The sequence below is a fragment of the Zooshikella sp. RANM57 genome, assembly GCF_050749885.1.
Taxonomy (GTDB): domain Bacteria; phylum Pseudomonadota; class Gammaproteobacteria; order Pseudomonadales; family Zooshikellaceae; genus Zooshikella.
On sequence record NZ_JBOIUB010000009.1, the window covers coordinates 262,616 to 286,440 of the forward strand.

22 protein-coding genes are annotated in these 23,825 nt (G+C 42.4%); 14 read left to right on the forward strand and 8 right to left on the reverse strand.

From position 1 onward, the window contains the following. Positions 1-55: 55 nt before the first annotated feature. The 4 genes from ACQ96U_RS19035 to dksA all read right to left on the reverse strand — a co-directional run bounded on the left by ACQ96U_RS19035 (position 56) and on the right by dksA (position 4,927). Positions 56-3,097 carry an ATP-binding protein gene (locus tag ACQ96U_RS19035; protein ID WP_431722848.1) on the reverse strand — a complete coding sequence of 1,014 codons (3,042 nt, stop codon included), beginning with the start codon at positions 3,095-3,097 and terminating at the stop codon, positions 56-58. Further along, complete coding sequence (locus tag ACQ96U_RS19040) at positions 3,087-3,263, reverse strand: hypothetical protein (RefSeq protein ID WP_431722849.1); 177 nt, start codon at positions 3,261-3,263, stop codon at positions 3,087-3,089. The genes ACQ96U_RS19035 and ACQ96U_RS19040 overlap by 11 nt, the downstream gene beginning before the upstream one ends. 118 nt (positions 3,264-3,381) lie before the next feature. Further along, a complete protein-coding gene (gene gluQRS, locus ACQ96U_RS19045; RefSeq protein ID WP_431722850.1) occupies positions 3,382-4,284 on the reverse strand; it encodes a tRNA glutamyl-Q(34) synthetase GluQRS in 903 nt (300 codons plus the stop codon). A 199-nt stretch (positions 4,285-4,483) separates the two neighbouring features. Next, entirely contained in the window at positions 4,484-4,927 is a 444-nt protein-coding gene (dksA, locus tag ACQ96U_RS19050; RefSeq protein ID WP_431722851.1) for an RNA polymerase-binding protein DksA, read from the reverse strand. Positions 4,928-5,211: 284 nt separating this feature from the next. Between dksA and sfsA the strand changes: the two genes are divergently transcribed. Then, complete coding sequence (sfsA, locus tag ACQ96U_RS19055; RefSeq protein WP_431722852.1) at positions 5,212-5,982, forward strand: DNA/RNA nuclease SfsA; 771 nt, start codon at positions 5,212-5,214, stop codon at positions 5,980-5,982. Positions 5,983-5,987: 5 nt separating this feature from the next. Here sfsA and ACQ96U_RS19060 read toward each other — a convergent pair whose 3' ends face one another. Further along, positions 5,988-6,332 (reverse strand): Rieske (2Fe-2S) protein, encoded by a 345-nt coding sequence (locus ACQ96U_RS19060; RefSeq protein WP_431722853.1) that lies wholly within the window; start codon positions 6,330-6,332, stop codon positions 5,988-5,990. A gap of 129 nt (positions 6,333-6,461) precedes the next feature. Between ACQ96U_RS19060 and ACQ96U_RS19065 the strand changes: the two genes are divergently transcribed. From ACQ96U_RS19065 to ACQ96U_RS19075, 3 genes are all read left to right on the forward strand, one after another. Continuing rightward, on the forward strand, positions 6,462-7,505 hold the full coding sequence (locus tag ACQ96U_RS19065; RefSeq protein WP_431722854.1) for a FecCD family ABC transporter permease: 1,044 nt from the start codon (positions 6,462-6,464) through the stop codon (positions 7,503-7,505). Next, the gene (locus ACQ96U_RS19070; protein WP_431722855.1) at positions 7,505-8,275 is read left to right on the forward strand and encodes a heme ABC transporter ATP-binding protein; all 771 of its coding nucleotides are present in this window, start codon (positions 7,505-7,507) and stop codon (positions 8,273-8,275) included. Before ACQ96U_RS19065 ends, ACQ96U_RS19070 begins: the two co-directional genes overlap by 1 nt. 247 nt (positions 8,276-8,522) lie before the next feature. Next, positions 8,523-9,578, forward strand: coding sequence for a succinylglutamate desuccinylase/aspartoacylase family protein (locus ACQ96U_RS19075; protein WP_431722856.1), 1,056 nt, complete (start codon positions 8,523-8,525; stop codon positions 9,576-9,578). 301 nt (positions 9,579-9,879) lie between these two features. Here ACQ96U_RS19075 and ACQ96U_RS19080 read toward each other — a convergent pair whose 3' ends face one another. Then, on the reverse strand, positions 9,880-10,155 hold the full coding sequence (locus ACQ96U_RS19080) for a TfoX/Sxy family protein (RefSeq protein WP_431722857.1): 276 nt from the start codon (positions 10,153-10,155) through the stop codon (positions 9,880-9,882). 468 nt (positions 10,156-10,623) lie between these two features. On the opposite strand from ACQ96U_RS19080, the gene mrcB reads away from it, so the two are divergent. Genes mrcB through ACQ96U_RS19100 form a run of 4 tightly spaced genes read left to right on the forward strand, consistent with a single transcriptional unit; the run spans position 10,624 to position 14,561 of the window. Continuing rightward, positions 10,624-12,999, forward strand: a complete 2,376-nt coding sequence (mrcB, locus tag ACQ96U_RS19085; protein WP_431722858.1) for a penicillin-binding protein 1B — start codon at positions 10,624-10,626, stop codon at positions 12,997-12,999. Positions 13,000-13,010: 11 nt separating this feature from the next. After that, a complete protein-coding gene (locus ACQ96U_RS19090; RefSeq protein ID WP_431722859.1) occupies positions 13,011-13,718 on the forward strand; it encodes a tetratricopeptide repeat protein in 708 nt (235 codons plus the stop codon). A 59-nt stretch (positions 13,719-13,777) separates the two neighbouring features. Next, the gene (locus ACQ96U_RS19095) at positions 13,778-14,095 is read left to right on the forward strand and encodes a YqcC family protein (RefSeq protein ID WP_431722860.1); all 318 of its coding nucleotides are present in this window, start codon (positions 13,778-13,780) and stop codon (positions 14,093-14,095) included. Between the two features lie 7 nt (positions 14,096-14,102). Then, a complete protein-coding gene (locus tag ACQ96U_RS19100; protein ID WP_431722861.1) occupies positions 14,103-14,561 on the forward strand; it encodes a DUF2195 family protein in 459 nt (152 codons plus the stop codon). Between the two features lie 74 nt (positions 14,562-14,635). Here the strand turns inward: ACQ96U_RS19100 and ACQ96U_RS19105 are convergent, their stop codons facing one another. Continuing rightward, complete coding sequence (locus ACQ96U_RS19105; protein WP_431722862.1) at positions 14,636-15,094, reverse strand: DUF4124 domain-containing protein; 459 nt, start codon at positions 15,092-15,094, stop codon at positions 14,636-14,638. Between the two features lie 572 nt (positions 15,095-15,666). On the opposite strand from ACQ96U_RS19105, the gene ACQ96U_RS19110 reads away from it, so the two are divergent. Further along, positions 15,667-17,391: an acetolactate synthase 3 large subunit gene (locus ACQ96U_RS19110; RefSeq protein WP_431722863.1), complete on the forward strand. Its 1,725-nt coding sequence runs from the start codon at positions 15,667-15,669 to the stop codon at positions 17,389-17,391. Then, positions 17,391-17,882 carry an acetolactate synthase small subunit gene (ilvN, locus tag ACQ96U_RS19115; RefSeq protein WP_027708575.1) on the forward strand — a complete coding sequence of 164 codons (492 nt, stop codon included), beginning with the start codon at positions 17,391-17,393 and terminating at the stop codon, positions 17,880-17,882. Before ACQ96U_RS19110 ends, ilvN begins: the two co-directional genes overlap by 1 nt. Before the next feature lie 184 nt (positions 17,883-18,066). Here ilvN and ilvC read toward each other — a convergent pair whose 3' ends face one another. Then, on the reverse strand, positions 18,067-19,536 hold the full coding sequence (ilvC, locus tag ACQ96U_RS19120) for a ketol-acid reductoisomerase (RefSeq protein WP_431722864.1): 1,470 nt from the start codon (positions 19,534-19,536) through the stop codon (positions 18,067-18,069). Between the two features lie 336 nt (positions 19,537-19,872). Here ilvC and ilvY point away from each other — a divergent pair, with 336 nt between their 5' ends. The 4 genes from ilvY (at position 19,873) to ACQ96U_RS19140 (ending at position 23,472) form a co-directional block, all read left to right on the forward strand. Then, positions 19,873-20,763, forward strand: coding sequence for an HTH-type transcriptional activator IlvY (ilvY, locus tag ACQ96U_RS19125; RefSeq protein WP_431722865.1), 891 nt, complete (start codon positions 19,873-19,875; stop codon positions 20,761-20,763). A gap of 100 nt (positions 20,764-20,863) precedes the next feature. Beyond that, a complete protein-coding gene (gene pssA / locus ACQ96U_RS19130; protein WP_431722866.1) occupies positions 20,864-21,700 on the forward strand; it encodes a CDP-diacylglycerol--serine O-phosphatidyltransferase in 837 nt (278 codons plus the stop codon). A gap of 68 nt (positions 21,701-21,768) precedes the next feature. Continuing rightward, a complete protein-coding gene (gene msrP / locus ACQ96U_RS19135; protein ID WP_431722867.1) occupies positions 21,769-22,818 on the forward strand; it encodes a protein-methionine-sulfoxide reductase catalytic subunit MsrP in 1,050 nt (349 codons plus the stop codon). Between the two features lie 30 nt (positions 22,819-22,848). After that, positions 22,849-23,472: a sulfite oxidase heme-binding subunit YedZ gene (locus tag ACQ96U_RS19140; RefSeq protein ID WP_431722868.1), complete on the forward strand. Its 624-nt coding sequence runs from the start codon at positions 22,849-22,851 to the stop codon at positions 23,470-23,472. Positions 23,473-23,825 lie beyond the last annotated feature (353 nt).

The window sequence follows — 23,825 nt, forward strand, 5'->3', positions numbered from 1 at the left end:
AATAAAGGTTAAGTCGCTAGAGATACATATTTTCTAAAAGGTAAGTAGTCAGGTTTTAACGCTCCATGTCAATAGGCAGCCATACACTGACCTGAGTACCAAAGGGAGGAGTCTGTTGTAATGGACTCTTTATGGTTATTCTACCAGAATGTTCCCGGACAATGTTGAATACCATAGCAAGTCCCAGTCCTGTGCCTTCTCCAGGGTCTTTGGTCGTGAAGAAAGGTTCAAAAACATGACGTTGATTGGCTTCAGAAATACCATCCCCTTGGTCAATTACACTGATAATGGCGTAGTGCTTTTGTTGTGCAGATAAGCCTTGTTGGCAAATACTACTCGTGATGGTGATTTTTCCTTGATCAGGAGATGCATCCCGAGCATTGTTAAGTAAGTTAATAAATACCTGTAGTAGTCGTTGGGCAATGCCTTGAATCACAATGGATTGGTCACAATCATTGATGAAATGAACAGCTTTGTCCTGTTGTTTTAATGAGATAAGTTTTATTGCCTCATCAATCGTTGTGGATAAGTTAACCTGTTCAACATTAGGAATAAGTTTGGGGGTTGAACCGGAATGTGCGAAGTTAACCAGTGATTGCACAATATTACTGATTCGTTTGGTTTGGGTGACAATCTGGCTAGCCATTTCTGTTGTTAACGGGTCTACTGACTCGGCTTCAAGCTCTTGTGCTAAGCAGGCAATTGCCGTAACGGGGTTACCGATTTCATGAGCTACTCCCGCAGCTAGCTGACCTATAGACGCTAGTCGCTGACTGTGCAGTAACTTTTCAGCCATAATCTGAGCTTCTGTTTGGTCTTCTAATAGAATGACAAAACCTCCAGCATTGGCTTGTTGGATAGAAGCACTTTGGTTGAGCATCTTCTGAGCGTTTGTAGTTATTGGATTATGGTTAGAAAAACTTGTTATTGAAGGAATTGCCGCTTTATGAGCATTTATCCAGCGAGGTTCGTTATTGATGACAAGTTGCTGTTTGTGTAAGTGGTTGTTGGTATGTTGAATAATACGGTGTAGCAGTGATTGCCACGGTTCACTTACATCTTCGAGATAAGAGCCAATAATCTGTGGAGCATCAATACCTGTGAGTTGGCTCATGGCTTCATTCCACATCAACACTTCATGATCCTTACCTAACGTACAAATCGCTAAAGGTAATGACTCCAAGGTTTGTCGGTGGTAACGGCGTAAGCCATCAAGTTCCGCGGCTAAGCCTGTTAGCTGAGAACGATAACGCTCTAAACGGCTCTCAATAAACTGAATATCCTCTGATACATAGCCTTCATTGTTGTGCTTAAAAGGCAAAAATGTATCAACAATATCTTTTGCAACAGCGGGTCCCATTAAGCCAGATAGATTTGCTTCTAGCCGGTCTCGTAACCGACGTAATGCATAAGGCCTTCTTTCATCATAAGAATAACTAAGGTCTGTAAGTGCTCGGTCAACCTCCTGTTGAGCCATGTGCGAGCCTAGCGGTTTACTAAGAGCGGCTTGAAAATCCTGGGGTGTACATACAGAAAGTTCTTTTCGGGCTGGCCGATGCATATTATCAACAGCACAGGCATTTGCGGCACTTAACTCGGCATCAGGCATTTGGGTTACTAGTGATACAACTATAAATACCAGGGTGTTAATCAGTAGTGAGCCAATTGCCGCAATATGCCAAGGCTCAGTATTTGAGTCCAGTCCCCAGTAATTCAATAAGGCGTTTACTAGGCTGGGTTGTGGGAGGTCCATTAGGAGTGGTGCGAGTAAAGTGATAGTCCAGATTATAAAACCAATCATTAAACCACAGATAAAACCTTTATGGTTTCCCTGAGGCCAATACAGCACACTGAGTACACCTGGTAAAAACTGGAGTGCGCCAACAAAAGCAACAATTCCTAAGTTTGATAAGTCTTGCTCTGCACCCAGAAGGCGGTAAAAACCATACCCTGCAAGAATAATGAGGACAATGAGAATACGCCTGATATTGAGCAGCCACTGATAAAGGTTCTGACTACCTTGAGGCTGTACTGTTGGCAGTACAATATGGTTAAGTACCATGGCGGATAATGACAGTGTTGTCACAATGATAAGTGCACTTGCTGCTGATAATCCGCCAATATAGCCGAGTAATGATAACCATGGGGCTTGGCTTGCTAAGCCGATACCTATGGTAAAGTATTCAGGGTGTGTTGGGTTGTTGAGTTTGAGTCCTGCCCAAAGAATGGGTGGGATAGAGATGCTTAAGAGTAATAAAAGAAGTGGTAAGCCCCAGCTAGCGACTGATAACGCATTTCGGCTTTGATTCTCAGTAAAACACATATGAAACATATGTGGCATGACAATGGCAGAAGCAAAAAAGACCAGCAGCAGTGTGCGCCAAGGCCCTTCATCTAACGGTGTTTGCAACGCTGCAAGTGCACTTGTATGGTCATTCAACCAGCCTTGCATATCTACTGGCCCTGAAAATACTACAAATAAAGCATATCCCCCAATAATCAAAATGGCGATGAGCTTAATGAGTGTTTCAAAGGCAATCGCTACCACTAAACCAGCATGTTTTTTGCCACAGGCGATATGTCGTGCTCCAAATAAAATCGCAAAGGCAATAATAACGATGCAAAAACCCAGAGCGAGCTTTTCTGGCATGGCGTGTTGGGTGAGGATTTGTGTTGTATCTGTCACCGCTTGTATTTGTAGCGCTAAAAGTGGTAACACAGTAAATAACATAAAGAGCGTGGTGAGTGTCCCCGCCCAGCTGCTCCGAAAACGAAATGTGAAAAGGTCTGCCAAAGAGGCAAGTTGATAAGTTTGTGTAATTCTGAGAATAGGTATTAACAGGACGGGGGCTAACAGAAAAGCACCACATATACCCAGATAATAAGCCAAAAATAAAAAGCCATATTGGTGTGCTAAGCCAACTGTGCCATAAAAAGCCCATGCACTGGCATAAACACCCAGTGATAAAACATAAGTAACAGGGTGGTTGGCAATTTTAGCTGGGAGGTAACCACGTTCAGTTGCAAATGCGGTTAAAAATAACAGCAGTAGATAGCCAATACTGACAATGACCAGATGACTTAACTCAAATGTCATCAGCACCTCGTTGTCGGTGTAGAATGTAACCAACGACAATAAGGCCTACCCACAACAGGTAGGGTCTATACCAAAGCGTGGGCATTTCAATCCACCACTCCATGATGGCTGGAGAAAACAAGTAAATCCCTACTACCAGTAAGAGAACAAGACGATATATATACATAAGTGTCGTATATAAATAATTAGTCTTATCGATAGTACTGCAAGAAGTGCTGGTCTTGCAAAACTGCAACTAATTCAAATGACGTGGAAGAAATTTAATTGAATTGAGAATAGTGTTTTTATACGACTGTTGCTGGTAACTGGGCTTCTGGAATCACCAGCGTTTGTGGAATGGCACTTGTATTCCAGTGGTTTGTGGCCCATTGTAAAATTTCAGACACAGTTGCATCACCAAGCTCAGGAAGGGGGTGCTGGTTAAGCGCATGTAATGCTCGTAATAACATAGTTTGGGGTTGTTTCAGTGGGAGTGGATCGGCTAGGTTTTGTTTAGACAGTTTTTTTCCATCGTTGGCAACAATCACTGGAATGTGGGCATAGTTGGGATGCAAAAAACCTAAGACAGATTGAAGGTAGTATTGTCGTGGAGTTGAGTCCAATAAGTCTGAACCGCGAATAATGTGGGTGATTTCTTGTAGAAAGTCATCAACAACAACAGCTAACTGATAAGCAAATAAACCATCTTTACGTTTAATAATAAAATCACCACCAGCTTCTGCTAAATTACAAGACTGCTTACCTTGGATACCATCAACAATATCAATGGGGATAGACTCTGTTTTGAGCCTGATGGCAAAAGGAGAAGCGGGTATCACCTGTTGATTTCGACAAATACCTGGGTAGTGACCTCGGTGAGTGCTGAGTTGCTTACGAGAGCAGGTACAGGGGTAAGCTTGCTGTTGAGTGCAAAGATGATCAATATACTCCTGATAAATAGACTGGCGAGATGACTGATAAACAATGGACTGGTCCCAGTGCAAGCCGTAGTACTCCAGTGCATTAAGAATACGTTCAGTTGCGCCTGCTAGCTCTCGGGGGGGGTCTATATCTTCTATGCGTACCAGCCATTCACCTTGATTGGCCTTGGCATCCAGATAGCTGGCAAGGGCACTGACCAGTGAACCAAAGTGTAGGGGGCCTGTTGGTGAAGGGGCAAAGCGCCCACGATAACGTACCTTACTCATGGTCGTTACCATAATAAAAATGAAGCTTATATTGAAGTAGTCACCTAATTAAGAAAGCTTGTCCTTTTAGCTCAATAGCCCATCTGCACCTAATAATAAGTGAATTAGTATTAATCAGCATCTGTAGCAAGTCCTCAGCGTAGGATGCTGATAGTCACTATAAATTTAAAGCCCTGTAAAAATTAAGTGACAGCTGTTACTAGCCGCCAACTTGTCTTTCTTTTATTTCTGCCAGGGTTTTGCAGTCAATACACAATGTTGCAGTTGGACGAGCTTCTAAACGGCGAATACCAATCTCAACACCACAGGCATCGCAAAATCCGTAGTCGTCTTCATCTATACGTGTAAGTGTCTGCTCGATTTTTTTAATCAGTTTGCGCTCACGGTCCCGTGCACGAAGCTCTAAGCTAAATTCTTCTTCCTGGCTTGCACGATCGGCAGGGTCAGGAAAGTTAGCAGCTTCGTCTTTCATGTGAGTAACCGTACGGTCCACTTCTTCCATGAGCTCCTGTTTCCAGTTACGGAGAATGGCTGAAAAATGAGCAAGCTGCTGCTCATTCATATATTCCTCGCCTTCTTTTTCTTCGTAAGGCGTGAAAGATTTCATTAAATAACTGGATTCAGTTTTGTTTTGTGCTGACATTTTTACAGCCTCACAAAAGTGAACATTTTCCTTAGGGTGCGCTAAAAAAAGCGCATTAAAATCGTGAAAGTGCTGAAAAAATAACCAGCTTAAATTTCACGAAGCGGTGAAATTACCAGATACAATCAAAAGACGCTACTGGTAATTCAATATTTTTTTTGTCGTTAAACAAAAAACATCATGTATAGTTAATCGCATTTTGCTATAGCTGCAATATTTTTTGTTCATAACAAACACTATAGACTGTTCAATTAGGTTGTAATTCAGTACATGGGTAATTAATTTTGAAGTTTGAGCAGCCATTAAAAAACGGTGTATTACTGAGACGTTATAAACGTTTTTTAGCAGATATTAGTCTACCTTGTGGAAAAAAATTAACACTCCACTGCCCAAATACAGGTTCTATGCTGAACTGTGCTGAGCCTGAAAGTCAGGTTTGGTTTTCATGGTCAGACAATCCAAAGCGCAAATATCCAGGTACTTGGGAGCTTGTTGAAGTTCAAGCTGAACCAGGAAAAAGTGGCCAAAGTAAAGGGCTTGCCTGTATTAACACTGGACGGGCGAATACTGTTGTCTATGAAGGGATTCAGGCTGGCGTTATTGACCACCTTAAAGGTTATGAAACCGTTCGAAAAGAAGTTAAATATGGCGCTGAAAGAAGCCGTATCGATTTACTGCTTGAATCAGCTGATAAGCCTTCATGTTATGTTGAAGTTAAAAGTGTCACTTTGGCTGTTGGTCGAGGATGGGGACTCTTTCCTGACGCAATATCTGCACGAGGAACCAAACACCTTCGTGAGTTGGCAGCTATGTGTGCTGAAGGACATAGGGCAGTATTGATTTTTTGTGTGCAAAATACACTGATTGAGCAAGTGGCTCCAGCTGACCATATAGACAGTGCCTATGGAAAAGCACTGCGTGAAGCTGTTGCTGCTGGCGTTGAGGTGTATGCTTATGGCGTGAATATGACGCCATCTTCACTTGTTTTAGATCAGCAGCTTCCTGTTTATTTAAATTATGACCCAGAATTGAAAGCCTTATTAGATGAGGTTTAGTCTGCTTAAGCAGGTGAAGAAGGCAGTGTTACACAAAGTTGCTGGTTGGTTAAATGACAAGCTAACTTGGTTAGACGTTGTCCTGCACAAGGGCCAGCAATACATAGGCCTGTTTCTATTAAAAATAGAGCACCATGAGTGGCGCATTGAATGAGTCGTGCATCATTATCCAAAAACTGATCAGGCTGCCATTCAAGACGAATGCCCAGATGAGGACATCGGTTTAAGTAAGCATGAAATTGTCCAGCACTGTTTACAATAAATATAGTGTGCTTACCAACGGTAAAGCCCTTACTGGAGTTTGGGGGGATCTCATCAATTGTGCACAGCGTAATGGTTTCTTCAGTCATAAAATGCTTGTTTGAGTGATTCTTTCATTATTGTGACGTTGCTGAGTTGGGTTAGCAATGTATTTGCTTAGATTTGATGTAGCATAATTATTCAACAAATTGATGCTGTATTAAGAAGAAAAACGGTTTATGAGATTGTGTTGTAAGGTGAGATGGTGGTTGATTGCATTTTCGCTTGTTGTGCTGGTGACTGTACTTTGGGCACTCAGTGTTGGCGTGATTGAAACACCATGGTATAGCATTTTGATGCTTGGTTCTGCGGAAGGTGGAGATCAACTACCTGCCCATATTAACACCATTATTTTTGAGATTCGCTTACCGAGAATTTTTCTCGCACTTGTGGTTGGCGCTATTTTGGCTAACAGTGGTGCTTTATTGCAGGGGCTGCTACGGAATCCATTGGCTGACCCAGGTGTTTTGGGAATTTCGAGTGGTTCTGCTGTTGGTGCCGCCTTGGCGATGTTAATCCTCAATCAGCTTTTTCCTTCAGTGGTGACAGCTCTGGGTAACCTCCTTGTGCCTTGTTTTGCTTTTATAGGCGGCATGTTGGCAACTTGGGTGGTTTATCGGCTAGGGGTAACGGTTTGGGGAATTTCAGTACCCACTATGTTGCTGGCTGGCGTTGCTATTTCTTCCATGGCTATGGCGGCTTTAGCCGCTATAAATTATCTGGCTGATGATTTAACACTTCGTTCTTTTATGCATTGGCAACTAGGGCAGTTGAGTGGTGCACAGTGGTGGGCTGGTTTAACATGCTTAGCCGTTTTGCTTTTACAAGTCTTGCTTATTCCGTGGCTAGGCCAGGGGTTGAATGCGTTGTTACTAGGAGAGCAGGAAGCCAGTTATTTAGGTGTCCCTGTTGAGAAGTTAAAGCGGACGGTAATTTGTGTTGCTTCGTTAGGAGTTGGTGTCGCAGTAGCTGCTGTGGGCATTGTGGCATTTGTGGGGTTGGTTGTGCCGCATATTGTGCGTCAGTGTCTTGGTCCCAATCATCAAACATTACTGCCAGCAGCAACTCTGTGTGGCGCTTGGTTGTTGTTGGTAGCTGATACTTTGTCTCGTTGGCTGCTTGCCCCTTTAGAATTACCTATTGGAATCGTTACCGCGTTAATAGGAGCCCCCGTTTTTATTTGGCTTTTAGTCCAGCAACGGCAGCGAATGGTTAGTTCATAATGTTGCAGGCGACAAATATCTCAGTTCACAGGCTTAATAAAACCTTGCTGCATCCAGTCAGTGTGACCTTTAATCCCGGTGAGCTTGTTGTATTGCTAGGGCCTAATGGTGCAGGTAAATCAACGCTATTACACTGTCTGGCAGGGGGGATTTCAGATAGTGCTGGTGAGCTGTACTGGCAACAGCAATCTTACGAAACATTATCTCGTCAGTTTAAATCTCAGCATATTGCGCTGCTTGGACAGCAACATCAGCTACAGTTTGCATTTACTGTTCAAGAAGTGGTTGCCCTAGGTCGTTTACCATGGAATACGTCTTTTATTGAAAACCAGCAATGGATTCAATCAGCTCTACAGCGTTTTGATGTTATCCACTTACTCAACCGTAACTACCTTTCACTTTCTGGTGGTGAACAACAGAGAGTTCAGTTGGCAAGAGTTTGGGTACAGTTGCAGGCAGAAAAAAATGATACAAGATGTTTATTGCTGGATGAGCCGCTTGCTGCATTAGATCCTAAACATCAGTTGCAGCTTATGAATGAAGCAAGACAGTTTGCTCATGCGGGTCATGTAGTGGTGATGGTGCTGCATGATATGAATATGGCCATGCGTTTTGCAGATAAGGTTTTATTACTCAATGAAGGTAAAGCTGCTGCCTGGGGAAAGCCAGCAGATATTCTCACACCTGAACAAATCGCAGATGTTTTCTCGCTAGATGTGTCAATTATGTCTCATCCAGACAGAGATTTTTCATTTGTCGTGATCAACTAAACACCACTTGTATAAAGACTGCTCAACTCATGTAAAAAATTGATTATCATTTATCAGAGTTGTGAACTAATTAATGATGACTCAATTCTTTCGCTGTATCACAACCCTATAATTAATCGTTATGCTATCTGGCCAATTTTTAAAGGCTACAGATGGTAGACAGTTGTTTTATTTTGCCTTGAGAAAGGTTGGTGATCACTAGCAGTATCTAGCGTGTTTAAAAAAAGAAAGTGATAGGATGGATGGGATGCAACGTGCTCCGTTTGAGATAAATGGCGTAAAAGTGGAGGCAGGCAAGCGTGCAACTGTAGACTTGGCTGTGGCCCAGCTGTATACCCATACCCCTCTTAATATACCAGTACAAATTGTTCATGGTCGGCAAGATGGCCCTGTACTTTTAGTATGTGCAGCTATTCACGGAGATGAGCTGAACGGTGTCGAAATTATTCGTCGTTTACTAAAGCTAAAAGTCATGTCCCAATTAAAGGGAACACTGGTAGCCGTGCCTATTGTTAATGTATTTGGCTTTATTCAACGTTCACGCTATTTGCCAGATCGACGTGATTTAAATCGATGCTTTCCTGGTGTAAAAAAAGGATCACTAGGTGCTCGAATTGCTAACCTTTTTTGTGAAAGTGTTGTGCGTAAATGCACACATGTTATTGATTTGCACACAGGTGCCGTTCATCGATCTAATTTACCTCAAGTGTGGGGAGCCATGAACAGTAGTGGCTCTAATGAAATGGCGCGTGCATTTGGCACACCTGTTGTGTTAGATGCAACATTACCTGATGGTTCATTAAGATCTTTTGCTGAGAGTATTAATATTCCTGTCATTACCTATGAAGCGGGTGAAGCTTTACGCTTTAATGAACTATCTATTTATGCAGGCATTAGAGGTATTATTAATGTAATGCGTATGTTGGGTATGTTGAGGTCTCACAAGTCAAAGAAAAAATCAAATAGAAGTCCAGTCATAGCAAATCAGTCTCAATGGGTGAGGGCAGAAACAGATGGTGTCTTTCGTCCCCTTGTTGAGCTTGGTGCCAGTGTAAAAAAACATCAGCCTTTAGCAACCATCAGTGCACCTTTTGGTGAAGCGGAACTTACTGTACGCGCACCTGCTTCAGGTATTGTGATTGCGAGAACGAATATACCGCTAGTTAACGAAGGAGAGGCACTATTCCATGTGGCGCTTTATGAGAAAGTTTCAGAAATTGCTCGTCATGTGGAAGTATTCCAGTCAGAGTTGTTTGATGATGAGTTAATTTTTGCGGACGACATGGAAGAAGAGTCTTATTAAAAACTTTTCACGGGTTATTGGTTTGGTCTAATTATGACGAGTTTGTCGTATAGTGGAGGCAAAAAAAAGCTGCTTCTGGGTTAGAAGCAGCCTAAACCGTGATTAGCCTGATGAGGAGATAACCTGTTTACCGCCAAGTAAAGCTGTTTACAGATTATCGTTGCCATGTGACAACGATATAAATGATAATCATTCTCATTATCAAAGTCAAGCAATTTAATTTAATATCACTCATTTTTTTCGAGATGGCGTTGATATAGAGCCTTTTGGCTAATTAAAGATAATAAAAGAAGGTGTTGGCTCAGTTTTCTGGCTGGCGCTGTCCATTGTTCTCTGCTTCTTTGATTAATTTGGCTTTAAGGTCAGGGTCTAGCTGATTCCAGTGAGCATCAAGTAGTGCTCCTTCCAAAGCGTAAAGCAATACTTTTGAGACTTTGAAGCCACGGGTTTTAATTTTTCGATAAGCCTCAACTGAGCCTATCTGTTCTAGGGTTTCTTTATCTCTAATACCTACAGCATTAAGCCACTGTACAGATGTTTTACCCAGGTTTTTCAATTCGATTAAGTCGGTAGCCATTGTCATTATCCTTGCCCGAATGAATAACCAGCAAATGAAGAAGCGTATAGTTATTGTTATGTATGAAGCGATCAGGGAGCACTCTTGTTCTAATAATAGCCAATAATTCAAAACTGTTTGTTAATTACACTAAATTCTTATTTCATTTTGGTAAAATAACCTTCAAGAATATGCCCTGATGAAGGGGTGTTTCCATATAACCACATGAGTTTAAAACACTTTTATTACTTCATTGACTAAATTACTCGTCAGGATGTTTTGTTGATTGTTTGAAGCATTGGTGATTTTATGACTAGCCGTATGTGAATTAGGCATGATAATTTCGGCCGTTATTGGTGTTATAAGGCATTTTTAATGTCAGATTGGTGGTATTTTGAGTCACCACTAAAGGAACCAATAACGGGTAGAAGTTCTCGAATCAGCTAAGAACATTATGGAGTAAGTGACTGAGTCCGTATAATCCAGCCCATGAGCAAATCAGACCCTAATAGTAAAAATTCCCAGCCCCAAAAGCCTATAAAAAAATTTCGCCTTTTCCGTACACTGATCAAGCTTTGTTTGCTGATTATGTTGGTGATAGGCGTTGTTGGTGGGGTATACCTTTATCGTCTTGATGCTGTTGTTACAGCAAAGTTTGAAGGCAAAAAGTGGGATATTCCAGCCAAAGTATATGCTCGTCCTTTAGAACTTTATGAAGGGTTACAACTGTCGCCAGATACTTTTGCCCTTCAGCTTAAGCAGCTAGGTTATCAGCGAAAAGACACTGTTGATAGCCCTGGTGAAGTGATGAGAAAGGGCACAACATATACGCTGTATACACGGGGCTTTCAGTTTGAAGATGGTGCAGAGCCTGCTCAACAGGTTACAGTGAGCTTTAATCCGCATAGTGTAAAGGCACTTAAAAATACTGAAGGAAAGCCTGTTGCATTATTAAGACTAGAGCCTTTACTCATTGGTGGAATTTATCCAGATAGTAATGAAGACCGTATTATTACCCGGTTGGAAGAGCTTCCGGATATGTTAATTCCCACCCTGCTTGCGGTAGAAGATCGTAAGTTTTATCAGCATTATGGCGTTTCGTTTAAAGCCATTGCTCGTGCTGCGTGGATTAACTTCCGTTCAGGATCAACGGTACAAGGTGGAAGTACTTTAACGCAGCAGTTGGTTAAAAACTTCTATCTTAGTAGCGAACGATCGTTAAAGCGTAAGCTGTCAGAAGCAGCGATGGCTTTTTTGCTGGAATTGCATTACAGCAAAGACGATATTTTAGAAACCTACCTTAATGAAGTCTATCTAGGACAAGAGGGTAAACGTGCCATTCATGGTTTTGGGTTGGCAAGCCAATTTTACTTTGGTAAGCCAATTAGTGAGCTGGAATTACATCAAGTAGCACTTTTAGTTGGTATTGTAAAAGGCCCTTCAGAATACGACCCAAGACGTTATCCTGAAAAAGTACTTAAGCGTCGTAATCTGGTTTTAAAGGTTATGGCTAAGCTAGGTCACATTACTGAAGAGCAAGCCAAAAAAGCCATTGAAAAGCCATTGGATATTGTAAAGTCCAATAAGTCTTACTTAGCTAATGCGTACGCTTACCTTGAGCTGGTGAAAAGACAACTTCGTGAAGAATACAACGATGAAGATTTAACCACAGAAGGACTAAGCATTTTTACTAATTTGGATCCTATTATCCAAATGAAAGCACAAACAAGTGTGAGTGAAACCATTGGTAGACTAAAAAAGGCTTATCCCAAACATAAAGACTTACAAGGGGCTATGGTGGTTACTGCGCCTAATAGTGGGGATGTGCTAGCAATTGTTGGCGCCGTAAAACCTGGCTATGCCGGTTTTAACCGTGCACTGGATGCTGAACGTTCTATTGGCTCTTTAGTAAAACCTGCAGTTTATTTAACAGCGCTCAGTTTTCCTGAGCAGTTCAATTTGGCTACTTTGATTGATGACGACGCTATAACAATACGGTCGGATACAGGAGAGGTGTGGGAACCCAAAAACTATGATCGTAAAAGTCATGGTTGGGTACCTTTGCATCGTGCTTTAGCCAAAAGTTATAACCTAAGCACTGTACGGGTTGGGATGGAAGTTGGTTTAACTGAAGTGATTCATACCTTGCAACAGCTTGGCGTTGGTGAAGAGCTTAAACCATTTCCGGCAATGTTATTAGGTGCCATTAATTTAACCCCAATACAAGTGGCTCAAGTTTATCAAACGATTGCAGCAGGTGGTTTCCAAACCCCAATGCGTACAATTCGCGCGGTATTAACCGCTAATGGCGCTACACTGCAACGTTATGAGTTAGCGTTAGAGCAGAAAGTGGATGAGCGTTTCGTTCACCTTGCTCAATATGCTATGCAAGAAGTCATGCGTGAAGGTACTGGGCGAGGAGCTTACAGTGTTCTGCCAAGAAACATAAGACTGGCAGGTAAAACGGGTACCACAAATGATCGACGTGATAGTTGGTTTGCAGGGTATGGTGAAAATTTATTAAGTGTTGTTTGGATAGGGAAAGATAATAATGAGTCAACTCCATTAACAGGTAGTTCTGGGGCGCTAAAAGTGTGGGCTGATTTTATGAAGAAGGCAAATGTACGTTCTTTGCAGCCTATTACGCCTGAGGGTGTAAACTACTTATGGGTTGATGAAGCAACAGGGTTAAGAAGTGAAGAGCGTTGCCCTGGTGCTCGGTACCTGCCTTTTGTGTCAGGGTTTGAGCCACTTCAGGAGGCGGGCTGCTATCGTGCTAATGATGGTTATGATAGACGCAATGGTTATCCTCAGCGCCGCCGTTCAAATAAAGTTATTGATTGGTTTAAGTCTATTTTTAGATAAGGGGAAGATAAATGCAGTCAAGTCATGGACAGCACCCAAAGCTGATGATTGTGTTGGGCATATTGGTAGCTTTAGCTGGCTGTCGATCAAACCCTTACCTGGTACCTGCTGATCGTGATCCTGGAACAGGTATGCTGCCAGGACAAGGTGGTTATCAACAGGCTCCAGTTGAGTCACGTTACCCAACGGATCAGCATGGACGTTATCCACAGGAACCACAACAGCAGTATCCTCAACAGGGTTATCCGGATGATCGGTATAACCAGGCACCACCTTCTCAAGAGTATCCACAGTCTCGTGGGGATACGAATGGTGGTTATACGGTTGAGCAAAATGCTAATTCACAGCAGCCTTATGATCAGTATGATCGTCGTGCCAGTGTTTCTCAGGTAGAGCGTGACCGCTATGCTTATGTGTCTCGTCCTGAGTCAACCACATCAAGTAACTCTGCGGTTCGCAAGTTGATTAATACAGCGAAGCGTCAACGGGCTGAAGGTGATTTAGGTGGAGCCGCTGCAACATTAGAGCGAGCACTTCGGGTATCTCCTCAAGATCCAAATGTTTACTATGAGCTGGCTTCTGTTAGACTCATGCAGCACAATTACCGTCAGGCAGAGCAATTAGCCCGTAGAGGCCTAACTTTGACCCGAGATGCAGGTATGAAAGCGCGTTTTCGTGATTTAATCCGAGAATCGCAGACTATTGCTACTCAGGGGTAAAGCACACGCATAATTTGCTCTGCCACATCGTTATACATAAGGTAGTGCCAGAGCAAATTATGAAAACCACAAATTTACGACACCTGCTCCAAGCTATTCAAGATGAAATGGAAGCGCTACAGCTCTGGGAAGTGGTGTCTCCTTCTGCAGAAGCGCTTGCGAGTGACCAGCCTTTTTGTATTGATACACTTGAATTTACCCAGTGGCTACAGTGGGTTTTCATTCCCAAAATAGAATCACTCTTAGATCGCAATGCGGCTTTACCCAAGTCCAGTGATATTCATGCCTTAGCGGAAGAATACTTTAAATCGATGACGGTCGATTCCACTCAACTGTTAGTCTTAATCAAAAAAGTCGATCAACTCATTATCCAGTGATAGCACTATGATTATTACGCAAAGGAGCTTGCTATGGCTGGGTTTTATCTGTTCTACATTGACGGGGTGTTTATTCCCAACATCAAGCAAGCCTATTTCGGCAATGGGAAAAAATCAGCAATGGCTTTCCAAATTGACGATTCGAAATTATGTTGATCACTGTGTCGTAATGGCGCCAAGGCAAGTTGTACACCGTAGAGAAGGTAGTTTCTTAGAAGGGGTGTTGTATTCAATGGAGCCACTCAAGCGGTGTGGATGTGATTCTTTTTTATTGGATTATCAGCTGCAAGAAGTTGTGAGTAGCCAAAATAAAAAGCGACAAAAAGCTATGAGTTGGGAAGCATCGCGACTGGTTGCTCCACTACCAGGAAAATCGAAACCCTTTAGTGTTGCGCTTAAAACTGACTCAGCTGTTTATTATCGAGGTAAACTTGTTGTAACCCTGAAATGTCCTTCAGGGTACTAAGAGATGGTAGCTTTGCTTATTAACATCTGTTCTAGCGTTTAACATAAGCATTTCAAATTGAGTGTCAAAGATAATTACAAGCAAAACTCCTTAATAGCTTCATCAGCCTGTTTAATTTGCTCTTGACGCTCTTCTTCACTCAACATTTTGACTGAGCCATCTTCCATTTTCATTTTGACTCTGCTTTTTAATGTTAGCTGGACTTTATTTTGCCTTGCCTCTTCACACTGTTTTTTACGCTCTTGTTTAGCTGCTGTTAAATCTTTTTGGAAACGTTCTTCCTCTTTTTCTTCTTTTGTTTGGTAAGCTTGTTCTGCCTTTGTTTCTTCTAGCTGCTTGGTTGCCTTTTCTTGATTACCGGGTTTTTGAGCATGGGTATTAACGGATTCAGCATTAGATCCTTCTGGGGGACGGGTGCCATAGTGAGTAACACCCTGATCATCTACCCACTTATAAAAGGTATCGGCATGGGAGGACTGGATTTGCAAGCAAAAAACAAGGCAAGAAATGCTGGCTAACAAAAGTGGTCTCATACGGGGGCCTATTGTCATCACTGAAGTACATAGCTGTACAAACAGATTAAAGTATAGTGTATAGAAAAATATTGCTAAATAGTGAAGCAAGATCTTATTGGATTCATGTTAAACCACGGCTAACCATCCAAAAGCATTCGTGTTTTATGAGCTTGCTTACCATAGTAATGAAACACACATAGCTTTTATTCGCTATTGACATATTATTGCTGGACAATAACATATATGTGTTGATAGCTATTTTATCAATGTTCTGTCAGGCCCAGAGTCGTAACCCGATATCTGGCTGATTCCCTAGACCACGTTACCTCGGGTCGGGAAAACAGATATATACCCATATATCTGTTTTAACTGAATAGCTCTGCTAATTATATGTCACTTCACTTAAATGATAGTGTCTGGCAATCCGTTAGATAATTGGCATTAATGAGTTATAGCGAGGTTGCGTGAGTTCCTGAGCAAGCGATACCTGTTTATCCTAACCAAGCCCAGCCTCGCCCAACTATATCTGGCAGTATAGAATGCAAGTGTAGTATTTGTTGGAAAATATCACGTTTGGAAAGGGGTATTTCGTGGAGCTATTATCTGGCGCAGAAATGGTTATCCGCGCATTAGCGGATGAGGGAGTGGAGTATATTTATGGCTATCCTGGAGGAGCTTTACTCCATGTGTATGATGCTTTATTCCAGCAAAATAAAGTCACTCATATTTTAGTTCGTCATGAGCAGGCTGCAACACATATGGCCGATGGTTATGCGCGTGCTTCAGGTAAGGCGGGTGTAGCGTTAGTAACATCTGGGCCAGGCGCTACCAATACAATCACGGGTATTGCTACAGCTTACATGGACTCAATCCCGATGGTGGTTATTTCTGGGCAGGTACCTTCAGATTTTATTGGTACAGATATGTTCCAGGAAACGGACATGGTGGGTATTTCTCGTCCAATCGTTAAACATAGTTTTTTGGTGAAGCAGGCGCAAGATATCCCGGCCACAATAAAAAAAGCATTCCATATTGCTCAGTCCGGGCGGCCAGGACCTGTTGTGGTGGATATTCCAAAAGATATTACTAATCCAAGTGATAAGTACGAGTATATTTATCCAAAAAAAGTAAAGCTCCGTTCTTATACGCCACCACTTAAAGGTCACTCTGGGCAAATTCGTAAAGCATTAAATATGCTGCTCGAAGCTAAGCGCCCAATTATATATAGCGGCGGTGGTGTAATCCTTGGCAAAGCTTCAAGTGAAATGACGCAATTAGCCAAGCAATTGCGCTTACCTGTGACTAATACATTGATGGGGTTAGGTGGTTTTCCTGGTACAGACAATCAGTTTTTAGGCATGTTAGGGATGCATGGTAGCTATCCTGCAAACCTGGCGATGCACCATAGTGATCTGATTTTAGCGGTTGGTGTTCGTTTTGATGATAGGGTGACTAATGGAATTTCTAAATTTTGCCCAACAGCAAAAATAATTCACATTGATGTTGATCCAGCAAGTATCTCTAAAAATGTTCGTGCAGATATACCCATTGTTGGACCTGTACAGCCTGTCTTAAGTGAGATGCTCTCACTGCTGAAAGAGAGTAAAAATACCTTAAATGAAGAGGCAATGAATGCCTGGTGGAAACAAATCGAAGAGTGGCGTTCGTCCCGTGGCATATTTCCTTATGATAAAGGTGATGGCTCAGTTATTAAGCCACAAATGGTTATTGAAACACTGTGTGAAGTGACTCAAGGCCAGGCCTATGTCACATCAGACGTTGGCCAACATCAGATGTTTACTGCGCAACACTATAAATTCGATAAGCCCAATCGTTGGATTAACTCTGGTGGGTTAGGCACGATGGGGTTTGGTTTGCCTGCCGCAATGGGCGTGAAATTGAGCTTTCCGGATGAAATGGTCGTGTGTGTAACAGGTGAGGGGAGTATTCAAATGAATATTCAGGAGTTGTCTACCTGTATGCAGTATGACCTACCCATCAAGATTATTAACTTGAATAACCAAGCGCTGGGTATGGTTCGCCAATGGCAGGATATGCAGTACAACAGTCGTTATTCTCACTCTTATATGGACTCTTTGCCTGACTTTGTGAAGTTAGCAGAGGCTTATGGTCATGTTGGTATCCGGGTCGAAAAACCTGAAGAGCTTGAGTCTGCCATGGAAAAAGCCCTCTCTATAAAAGATCGTTTAGTCTTTTTAGATATTCGGGTTGATCCTAATGAGCATGTATACCCTATGCAAATTAAAGATGGCTCTATGCGAGATATGTGGTTAAGTAAGACGGAGCGAACCTAATGCGGCATATTATTTCAGTTTTAATGGAAAACGAACCAGGAGCATTGTCTCGGGTCGTAGGGTTGTTTGCTCAGCGTAATTACAATATTGAAAGTCTTAATGTTGCGCCAACAGAAGATGCAACGTTATCTCGCTTAACACTCACGACCATTGGAGCAGATCATAAAATTGAGCAAATCACCAAACAGCTCAATAAATTAATTGATGTTGTAAAAGTGGTTGATCTGACAGAAGGTGCCCATATTGAGCGAGAATTAATGTTCGTTAAGGTGAAAGCTACTGGTGGACAACGGGCTGAGGTTAAGCGGACGACAGATATTTTCCGTGGACAAATCGTTGATGTGACTGCCAATACGTATGTTGTTCAACTGGCTGGTGATAGTGCTAAGCTGGATGCCTTTATTCAAGCTGTTGGCTCATCTACTGTACTTGAAGTGGTAAGAACAGGAGTTTCTGGTATTGCACGAGGCGAAAAGGTACTGAGTTTATAGTGGTTTTTTATTACCACTAGACGAAATAAAGAAATTAAAAGGCAGTGTTAATCACTGCCTTTTTTATGAGTGATAGACAAAAAAAGAGCGCTTAAAAGCGCTCAGGGTCAGTCAGACTTTATAGGGATTTTTAATAGGCGTTAAAGTAACGCCTACTGATCAGCTAATTACATCAGTGAAATATTTAAATAATTTTTTTCATATCTTTCATGTGGCTGCGCAACTCACGGCCGATTATTTCAACTGGGTGGTTACGAATGCTATCGTTCACTTCAACAAGTTTGGCATTATCTACCGAGAAACTTGTTTGAGTGGTACCTTTGCCAATAACCGTAGCATCAACTTTTTTCATAAAGTCTTGCAGTAAAGGTACGCAAGCGTTCGCAAATAAATAGCAACCATATTCAGCCGTATCGGAAATGACAACATTCATTTCATACAGCTTGCGACGTGCAATTGTATTAGCAATAAGTGGCGTTTCGTGTAGGGATTCGTAGTAAGCAGACTCGGCAATGATGCCAGACTGGGTCATCACTTCAAAAGCCAGCTCAACACCTGCTTTAACCATTGCCACCATCAATAATCCATGGTCAAAGTACTCTTGCTCAGGGATGTCTGCGTCTGTTGAAGTAGACTTTTCAAAAGCGGTTTCAGCCGTTTCAGCTCTCCAACGAAGCAGGTCTGCGTCATCGTTCGCCCAGTCGGCCATCATGGTGGAAGAGAAGTGTCCGCTAATGATGTCATCAATATGTTTCTGGAACAGTGGACGCATGATGTTTTTAAGTTCTTCAGAAAGCTCAAATGCACGAATTTTATCTGGGTTGCTCAAGCGATCCATCATGTTGGTGATACCACCAATTTTCAGGGCTTCAGTAGTTACTTCCCAACCATATTGAATAAGTTTGGATGCATAGCCTGGCTCAACACCTTCGGCGATCATTTTTTCAAAGCACAGTATTGAACCTGTTTGTAACATACCGCAAAGAATAGTTTGTTCACCCAGTAAATCTGATTTTACTTCCGCAATAAATGAGGATTCCAGTACGCCAGCACGATGACTGCCTAAGCCGGCTGCATAAGCTTTGGCTAGCTCAAGACCTTCACCCTGAGGATCATTTTCCCGGTGGACAGCGATCAGCGTTGGAACACCAAAGCCCCGTTTGTACTCTTCACGAACCTCTGTACCAGGACACTTAGGCGCAACCATGATAACAGTAAGGTCTTTACGGATTTGCATGCCTTCTTCAACGATATTGAAGCCATGAGAGTATGAAAGGGTGGCACCTTTCTTCATTAAAGGCATAACTTGTTCGACAACGCTTGAGTGTTGCTTGTCTGGTGTTAGGTTACAAACAAGGTCTGCTTGAGGAATCAATGTCTCATAAGAGCCTACAGTGAAACCATTATCTGTAGCATTTTTCCAGGATTGGCGTTTCTCTGTGATGGCTGACTCTCTCAGCGCAAAAGAAACATCTAAACCACTATCACGTAAATTCAGTCCTTGGTTTAGGCCTTGGGAGCCACAGCCAACAATAACAATTTTTTTAACTTGGAGTTTTTGGGTTTCGTCCGCAAACTCACTACGATCCATAAAACGGCACTTACCTAGCTCTTCTAATTGAATGCGCAGAGGCAGGCTATTGAAGTAATTCATGAGTGGGCTCCTGGCAATAAAAAGTAGTGGCGATAATTATTGTAAAAAGCAGTCTTGTTGAGGCAAGTGACTGGCCTTACCTCAACAAAGACATAAAGCACCACAGTTAAATTGCACTAATTATAGTTTTGCTGTGCAGTAACGTGTGGTAGACACTCCTTAGTTATTAATTCGGTTTTGTTGCGTCAAAACTGAACGACTAAGTTATTAGGATTGATATGGTTACAGCCTTGGGCTAAAAGCTTTATGTAGCCTAGCGTAAAATAAATATTGCGTAAAATGATATATTTGAAATACTACATGTCATATTTTGCAATATTGTGAGATGCCTGTGCTATGGATCACCATGCCTTAAGGTTATTTTTACACTTGGCTGATACGCTCCATTTTGCGCGAACCAGCCAAGCTTGCCATGTCAGTCCTTCAACATTAAGCCGTGCTATTAAGCGACTGGAAGATGAAGTTGGCGAAGTACTATTTGAGCGTGATAATCGATCTGTTGTGCTTACTGTTGCTGGTAGGGAGTTTCAAGCGTATGCGCAACAAGCTCTTCAGCTATGGCAGGAAATGCAAAGTCGAGTGCATCAGCAACCAATGCTTTTACAGGGTGAAGTTAATTTATTTTGTTCGGTAACTGCGAGTTATAGTTTTTTATCAGAGTTATTGATGCGCTTTCGTCAACGTTATCCCAGTATTGAGATTAAACTTAGAACGGGTGATGCGGCGTTAGCACTTCAAAAAGTACAAGAAGGTGAGGAAGACTTAGCTATTGCCGCCAAGCCAGATCATCTTCCTAGTAATTTAAACTTTAAAACCATTGCTCATACACCCTTACAGTTCATTGCTCCTCAGCAACCAGGGCTGGTGAGAGATTTAACGCTACAGCAGTCCGAGATAAACTGGAGAAAGGTACCTATGATTTTTGCTGAACAAGGGTTATCTCGTAAAAGGCTACAGAACTGGTTTCGTACAAAAGGGATAAAGCCCAATATATATGCGCAAGTGGGTGGGCATGAAGCCATTGTAAGTATGGTGAACTTAGGGTTAGGCGTGGGGGTGGTGCCTGAATTGGTTGTGGTGAATAGCCCAGCTTCAGCTAAGATTCGTACCCTGACGATTGATCCGCCTTTAGAGCCATTTGCTATTGGTGTCTGCGTACAGACTAAACGGCTGCAGGACCCCTTGGTTAAAGCATTTTGGGATGTGGCATGCTTATCTGCAGAGTAAGCTAATTAGTTAAAACGGCACTTGTTGTGATGAGTAACGATACATTTGACTGGGGTTTGCTATAATCCCTGATTCATTTTCTGGCAGAAGATATTGACCTATGAACGAGGAAAAGCACTCTGTTACTAATAATGATGAACAAGTAGAGCAGATTGGTGAGTCTATTTTACCTATTGATGAGCATGTAGAAGAGGTCGCGGAGAATGGCCGCAAGGTTCGGCGTCGAGGGGTCTATTTATTACCCAACTTATTTACAACTGCAGCCTTATTTAGTGGATTCTATAGTGCTGTTGCTGCCATGCAGTTTAAGTTTGAGCATGCAGCAATCGCTATTTTTGTAGCAATGATTCTTGATGGTTTGGATGGACGTGTTGCACGGCTGACGAACACTCAAAGTGCATTTGGCGCTGAATACGATAGTTTATCTGACATGATTGCCTTTGGCTTTGCGCCAGCAATTTTGTGTTATAGCTGGACGTTGCATAGCCTTGGAAAAGCGGGATGGATGGTCGCATTTATTTATGTAGCCTGTACTGCGCTTAGGCTAGCAAGATTTAATACACAGATCAGTAGTGCAGATAAGCGTTATTTTACAGGTCTTCCATGTCCTTCGGCTGCGGCTGTCGTGACAGGAATGACCTGGGTATGTACTGATTTTGGGTTTTATCCAGCAGAACCAGGAATCAGCATATTGGCAGCATTGATAACCGCAGGTGTGGGTATCTTGATGGTGAGCAATGTGCGATATCATAGTTTTAAAGATCTGGACATCAAAGGGCGTGTGCCTTTTGTGATGATTTTTGCTTTAGTGCTGATATTTGCAGTCGTATCAATTGACCCTCCGAGAACACTGCTTTCAGTATTTATGCTTTACGCAACTTCAGGTCCTGCACTAGCACTTTGGCGGCTATGGAAAAGGTCGAAAACAACTTCATGAAATATAATTAGCCTTAACCCGTTCTTAAAAAGGAGCAGAGTGTTGCTCCTTTTTTTAGGTTAAAGCTTATGATTATCAAAAAGCCATCCACGATACGTAGTTATGAAATAACCTCTGAGCAAGCTTACATGAACCGCCGACAGTTCATGCAGCGTAGTGGACATTTCATTTTAGGTGCTTCTGCCGTATTGGCGGGGTGTGGCGAGGCTGATGAGCCTTCACAAGCAGTTGAACCGGCACAAGCAGCCATATCGGACAAAATTCACTTGGCAGGAACGCAATATCCAGCACCAGGCTGGTTACAGCGGCACGTATCAAAAGCTAAGCCCTCTCGATTCCAAGTTAATGACCCATTAACACCTTATCAGGATGTCACTTCGTACAATAACTTTTATGAGTTTGGCACCGGTAAAAAAGATCCTGCTCGACTTGCAAAGGACTTTGTTACAGATCCTTGGTCTGTGACCGTTGAAGGAGAAGCCGAAAAAACGGGTAAGTTTACGTTAGAAGATATTTTAAAAGCCCATGCCATTGAAGAGCGTATTTATCGATTTCGCTGTGTAGAAGCCTGGTCAATGGTGGTGCCTTGGTTGGGGTTTTCGTTGGGTGATTTGTTACGTAGATTCCAGCCTACTTCAAAAGCAAAATATGTACTGTTTGAAACACTGCATGATCCAGAGCGGATGCTTGGTCAAAGAAGCCAATTTAGCTTAATTGATTGGCCATATGTTGAGGGGTTGCGTATTGATGAAGCAATGCATCCTCTGGCGATGATGGTGGTTGGGCTTTATGGGAAAACGCTGCCACCACAAAATGGTGCCCCTCTTCGTTTAATGCTGCCCTGGAAGTATGGTTTTAAAAGTATTAAATCTATTGTCAAAATTACGTTTACAGATATGCAGCCAAAAACCACGTGGCAGAGTTTAGCACCCAATGAATATGGTTTTTACGCAAATGTTAATCCAGCAGTAGATCACCCGCGCTGGAGCCAAAAGCGAGAACGACGTCTACCTTCCTCTCTATTTTCGCCAAATTATATTGATACCATGCCTTTTAATGGGTATGTCGATGAGGTCGCGTCTCTCTATAAAGGAATGGATTTGAGAAAATACTTTTAAATTGAACGGGTACAGGTTTGGGAGTGTTGTGTGGGGTTAGCCATTAAGCTTGATAAAATAGCCGTATTTAGTTTGGCGCTTTTTCCAGCAGGGTATTTGGTTTGGTTGATTATTGGGCAGCAGTTAGGTCCTGATCCAGCTAAAGAGGTTGTCCTATTTTTAGCGACTTGGGCATTAAATTTTTTATGGATAACGTTGGCGCTGTCGCCTATTAAGCTAATACTCAAGAAGTCTTTTGTTATTCGCTATCGCCGTATGTTGGGGCTGTTCAGTTTGTTTTATGCAGTTTTGCATGTGTTGGCTTATCTAGCTTTTATGCTGGCGTGGCAATGGAATGATCTGTTGCAGGATTTAGTCAAACGTCCTTATATCGTTGTTGGCTTTATAGCTCTGGTGGGATTAATTGCTTTGGGGGTGACCTCTCCCAAAGTAATGGTTCGACGCTTGGGTAAATCCTGGAAAAAACTACATAACATTATTTACGTTATTGCTGTCTTGGTTATGGTTCACTTCTTTTGGCTTTCCAGAACAGATGTTGGAGAGCCCGTTATGTACTCATTCATTCTGGCGGGATTGCTTTTTGTTCGCTGGTTTTACTGGGGTAATAATTGGTTGTACCAACTCTTTTTTTCACCCTCCTCAAAAGCTAAATAAAAAGTCTCAAAAAAAGGTTGCATCTGTGAGGGAGGTCTTTATAATGCGCCCTCACTTCAGCGGTAACGGTTTTTAAGCCTCTGACGCAGCAAGTTAACGCCTTCATTTAAAGGTGGTTAGCGGTTGATACGCGTCAAACGTCGTTTAACAAGATGACGGAAATGGAGGGGTTGACAAAGTTACCCAGCGCGCTAGAATGCGCGGCCGCTGAGAGGCGAGTTGGGTGGTGTTTGAGCTTGAAAATAAAGTTTAAAACACGGCTTGACAAAACAAGGCGAGGCAGTAGAATAGCCGGCCTTGGTTGAGACCAGCGCTTAACCAAAGTTCTTTAACAAATGATCAAGTAATTCGTG